Raw genomic sequence first — 5,858 nt, forward strand, 5'->3', positions numbered from 1 at the left:
AAATTTTTGATGCCGGCGGTGACCTACTCTCCCACACCCTCCCAGGTGCAGTACCATCGGCGCAGACAGGCTTAGCTTCCGGGTTCGGAAAGGGACCGGGCGTGACCCCGTCGCAAAAACCACCGACAAACACATACAGGAAACACACACCCACACCACCCCAACAGGATGATTGGTGTGCCGTGTCATCCCAGACACTGCACAGCAGACGCGAAAATCTTCAAAGTATTTGTGCAACACACGCACACCACACAACACAGCGGGCGTGACTCTCGTTACATGCGCATATATTTTGCTCGTTCACCTAACTCAACACACCAACCCAAACACATTGGGATTGTGTTAAATCGTCTCGGTCCATTAGTACCGGTCACCTCCACACTTTACAGCGCTTCCAGATCCGGCCTATCAACCCCATAATCTATAGGGAACCTCAAAAGAAACCTCATCTCGAAACAGGCTTCCCGCTTAGATGCTTTCAGCGGTTATCCCTCCCATACGTAGCCAACCAGCCATGCCACGGGCGTGACAACTGGCCCACCAGAGGTATGTCCAACCCGGTCCTCTCGTACTAGGGTCAGCCTTTCTCAAGTTTCAACGCGCACGGCGGATAGAGACCGAACTGTCTCACGACGTTCTAAACCCAGCTCGCGTGCCGCTTTAATGGGCGAACAGCCCAACCCTTGGGACCTACTCCAGCCCCAGGATGCGACGAGCCGACATCGAGGTGCCAAACCATCCCGTCGATATGGACTCTTGGGGAAGATCAGCCTGTTATCCCCGGGGTACCTTTTATCCGTTGAGCGACACCGCTTCCACAAGCCGGTGCCGGATCACTAGTCCCTACTTTCGTACCTGCTCGACCTGTCAGTCTCACAGTCAAGCTCCCTTGTGCACTTACACTCAACACCTGATTGCCAACCAGGCTGAGGGAACCTTTGGGCGCCTCCGTTACTCTTTGGGAGGCAACCGCCCCAGTTAAACTACCCACCAGGCACTGTCCCTAACCCAGATCATGGGCCGAGGTTGAGATGCTCAATTCGATCAGAGTGGTATTTCAACAACGACTCCACCACCACTAGCGTGATAGCTTCACAGTCTCCCACCTATCCTACACAAACCGAACCAAACACCAATACCAAGCTATAGTGAAGGTCCCGGGGTCTTTTCGTCCTGCCGCGCGTAACGAGCATCTTTACTCGTACTGCAATTTCGCCGGGCCTGTGGTTGAGACAGCAGGGAAGTCGTTACGCCATTCGTGCAGGTCGGAACTTACCCGACAAGGAATTTCGCTACCTTAGGATGGTTATAGTTACCACCGCCGTTTACTGGGGCTTAAATTCTCCGCTTCGGACATTAATGCCCTAACAGGTCCTCTTAACCTTCCAGCACCGGGCAGGCGTCAGTCCGTATACATCGACTTATCGTCTTCGCACGGACCTGTGTTTTTAGTAAACAGTCGCTTCCCTCTACTCTCTGCGACCACCACCAGCTCAAATCAGTCTGTCACCAGCAGTGGTCCCCCTTCTCCCGAAGTTACGGGGGCAATTTGCCGAGTTCCTTAACCACAGTTCACCCGATCGCCTTAGTATTCTCTACCTGACTACCTGTGTCGGTTTAGGGTACGGGCCATATATGCACTCACTAGAGACTTTTCTCGACAGCATAGGATCACCAACATCCCCACAACGGGTACGCATCACGCCTCACCCTGAAAGCAGAACGGATTTACCAAATTCTGCGGGCCACACGCTTACACCACAATCCAGTAAGTGGCTTGGCTACCTTCCTGCGTCACCCCATCGCTTGGCTACTACCAGTTCAGGTCCCACGCAGCCACACACAAACACCATCCGAAGATGATAAACGCATGCTTTTGGGCGGTTAGTATCACTGATTCACCATTGGTCGCACATACACGGGTACGGGAATATCAACCCGTTATCCATCGACTACGCCTGTCGGCCTCGCCTTAGGTCCCGACTCACCCTGGGAAGATTAGCTTGACCCAGGAACCCTTAGTCATCCGGCGGATGAGTTTCTCACTCATCATTCGCTACTCATGCCTGCATTCTCACTCGCATAGCCTCCAGCACTGGGTTACCCCGCACCTTCACTGGCTACACGACGCTCCCCTACCAACCCAACAAAAGTTGAGTTCCGCGGCTTCGGCGGTGTACTTGAGCCCCACTACATTGTCGGCGCAGAACCACTCGACCAGTGAGCTATTACGCACTCTTTCAAGGATGGCTGCTTCTAAGCCAACCTCCTGGCTGTCTTCGCGATCCCACATCCTTTTCCACTTAGTACACTCTTAGGGGCCTTAGCCGGCGATCTGGGCTGTTTCCCTCTCGACTACGAAGCTTATCCCCCGCAGTCTCACTGCCGTGCTCTGACTTCCCGGCATTCGGAGTTTGGCTGATGTCGCTAAGATGATAGTCCCGCTAAACCAACCAGTAGCTCTACCTCCGGCAAGAAACACACGACGCTGCACCTAAATGCATTTCGGGGAGAACCAGCTATCACGGAGTTTGATTGGCCTTTCACCCCTACCCACAACTCATCCCCTCAGTTTTCAACCTAAGTGGGTTCGCGCCTCCACAGCATCTTACTGCTGCTTCACACTGGCCATGGGTAGATCACCCCGCTTCGGGTCCAGGACATGCCACTAAACACACTCGTTAGTATTCGCTTTCGCTACGACTACCCCACCAATCGGGTTAACCTCGCGACATGCCGCTGACTCGCAGGCTCATTCTTCAAAAGGCACGCCATCACCCCACAAGGAGGCTCTGACGGATTGTAAGCACACGGTTTCAGGTACTATTTCACTCCCCTCCCGGGGTACTTTTCACCATTCCCTCACGGTACTATCCGCTATCGGTCACAATAAGTATTCAGGCTTACCGGGTGGTCCCGGCAGATTCACAGCAGATTCCACGAGCCCGCTGCTACTCGGGGCAACTCAACAACCCCACACACACATGTTTTCACGTACCGGACTCTCACCGTCTACGGCAGGCCATTCCAAACCACTTCCGCTAACACACGCGCATGGGGCACGGTCGTGGCAGCACCGCACATCAAGACCCCACAACACCACACACGCAACCCCTGCCAGGTATCACACGCATATGGTTTAGCCAATAATCCACGTTCGCTCGCCGCTACTAGCAGAATCATTATTATTTTCTTCTCCTACGGGTACTGAGATGTTTCACTTCCCCGCGTTCCCTCCACACCAGCTATGAATTCACTGGCGGGTGACCGCACATAACTACGGCCGGGTTTCCCCATTCGGACATCCTCGGATCAACGCTCTATTGGCAACTCCCCGAGGCTTAACGCAGCCTTACACGTCCTTCATCGGCTCATCATGCCAAGGCATCCACCGTGCGCCCTTCACAACAATTCACACAACACACACACCACACAAACAACCCACTTAAATGGGCATCGCATAGATGCGCAATCAGGCAATATCATCAGGTGAACAAACACACAACAACAAAAAATTGCATTACAAAAAAAGAAGATACTCGCGTCCACTATACAGTTCTCACACAACACAAACAGCACACACAACCGGCCACACACAGTGACCATGCCATGCACCATTTTCCACGGAGACATAATGCTCCAGACACCCAACAGACGCAACAAACCAAGCCCCAGACACACACAGTGTGTCCAGATTTTAAAAATTCCACCAACTACCCACCACAGGGCAGCCACCAAACACTCACACCACCAACCACCACAAGGGCTGGCCGTGCCACGTTGAACAGTTCCATTTACATGGGATGTGCTTTTCTACCCACAATCAATCATTACTAAAAACTCCTTAGAAAGGAGGTGATCCAGCCGCACCTTCCGGTACGGCTACCTTGTTACGACTTCGTCCCAATCGCCAATCCCACCTTCGACGGCTCCCTCCACAAGGGTTAGGCCACCGGCTTCGGGTGTTACCAACTTTCATGACGTGACGGGCGGTGTGTACAAGGCCCGGGAACGTATTCACCGCAGCGTTGCTGATCTGCGATTACTAGCGACTCCGACTTCATGGAGTCGAGTTGCAGACTCCAATCCGAACTGAGGCCGACTTTAAGGGATTAGCTCCACCTCGCGGTATCGCAACCCACTGTATCGACCATTGTAGCATGTGTGAAGCCCTGGACATAAGGGGCATGATGATTTGACGTCATCCCCACCTTCCTCCGAGTTAACCCCGGCAGTCTCTCGCGAGTCCCCACCATTACGTGCTGGCAACACAAGACAAGGGTTGCGCTCGTTGCGGGACTTAACCCAACATCTCACGACACGAGCTGACGACAACCATGCACCACCTGTACACCAGCCACAAGGGAAGACGCATCTCTGCGCCGATCCGGTGTATGTCAAGCCCAGGTAAGGTTCTTCGCGTTGCATCGAATTAATCCACATGCTCCGCCGCTTGTGCGGGCCCCCGTCAATTCCTTTGAGTTTTAGCCTTGCGGCCGTACTCCCCAGGCGGGGCGCTTAATGCGTTAGCTACGGCACGGAAATCGTAGAAAGATCCCCACACCTAGCGCCCACCGTTTACGGCATGGACTACCAGGGTATCTAATCCTGTTCGCTCCCCATGCTTTCGCTCCTCAGCGTCAGTTACTGCCCAGAGACCTGCCTTCGCCATCGGTGTTCCTCCTGATATCTGCGCATTTCACCGCTACACCAGGAATTCCAGTCTCCCCTACAGCACTCTAGTTATGCCCGTATCGCCTGCAGACCCGGAGTTAAGCCCCGGGCTTTCACAGACGACGCGACAAACCACCTACGAGCTCTTTACGCCCAGTAATTCCGGACAACGCTTGCACCCTACGTATTACCGCGGCTGCTGGCACGTAGTTAGCCGGTGCTTCTTATCCAGGTACCGTCACCACAAAAGTGGCTTCTTCCCTAGCGAAAGAGGTTTACAACCCGAAGGCCGTCATCCCTCACGCGGCGTCGCTGCATCAGGCTTGCGCCCATTGTGCAATATTCCCCACTGCTGCCTCCCGTAGGAGTCTGGGCCGTGTCTCAGTCCCAATGTGGCCGTACACCCTCTCAGGCCGGCTACCCGTCGTCGCCTTGGTAGGCCATTACCCCACCAACAAGCTGATAGGCCGCGGGCTCATCTCGTACCGAAAAACTTTCCACCTTCCACACTAAAAGAAGGTCCTATCCGGTATTAGACCCAGTTTCCCAGGCTTATCCCGAAGTACGAGGCAGATCACCCACGTGTTACTCACCCGTTCGCCACTCGAGTACCCTGCAAGCAGGGCCTTTCCGTTCGACTTGCATGTGTTAAGCACGCCGCCAGCGTTCGTCCTGAGCCAGGATCAAACTCTCCATAAAAGCCATATCGGCGCTATATAAAAGAGCCAAATCAGCTGGCAAAAATAAAACAAAAACTACTGACAAAAAATAAAAAATATTTCCATCAAAAACCTGATCAACGCTCAAACAGCCCACGGGGGTGGACCTCACATCAACCAGCCACAGTAGACAACCAACCCCCGACACAGACGTCAGACAGGGCCAGGTGATTTACGTATTCACACAAAAAATACTGCGCGCGTTACCGCACAGGTGGAACACATCATCCAACAACCAACAAACACACCAACCAGTAACCCACACCACAAGGGGGCGTCAAGTGCTCAACACCAGGAGCTACCAGCAGCCGTGAACCACACACCAAAGTGCGCGTCACCGTTGCGTTTGTCAATCGGTTATCCGTGATACCGACCATCACCAGAATGTGACAGCACGGCACTGTGGAATCCAAAAAATAACTTGGTTCATCACGCTATTGAGTTCTCAAACATCATATGCACACA

3 rRNA genes are annotated in these 5,858 nt (G+C 53.5%); all 3 read right to left on the reverse strand.

Going from position 1 to position 5,858, the window contains the following annotated elements:
- Nucleotides 1-10: 10 nt before the first annotated feature.
- The 3 genes from rrf to CS919_RS10580 all read right to left on the reverse strand — a co-directional run bounded on the left by rrf (nucleotide 11) and on the right by CS919_RS10580 (nucleotide 5,373).
- Nucleotides 11-127, reverse strand: a 5S ribosomal RNA gene (rrf, locus tag CS919_RS10570).
- Nucleotides 128-341: 214 nt separating this feature from the next.
- Nucleotides 342-3,415, reverse strand: a 23S ribosomal RNA gene (locus CS919_RS10575).
- 433 nt (nucleotides 3,416-3,848) lie between these two features.
- Nucleotides 3,849-5,373, reverse strand: a 16S ribosomal RNA gene (locus CS919_RS10580).
- Together the 16S, 23S and 5S rRNA genes form the textbook arrangement of a ribosomal RNA operon.
- Nucleotides 5,374-5,858 lie beyond the last annotated feature (485 nt).

Origin of the sequence: Corynebacterium dentalis, assembly GCF_900232865.1 — a bacterium.
GTDB classification, from domain to species: Bacteria; Actinomycetota; Actinomycetes; order Mycobacteriales; family Mycobacteriaceae; genus Corynebacterium; species Corynebacterium dentalis.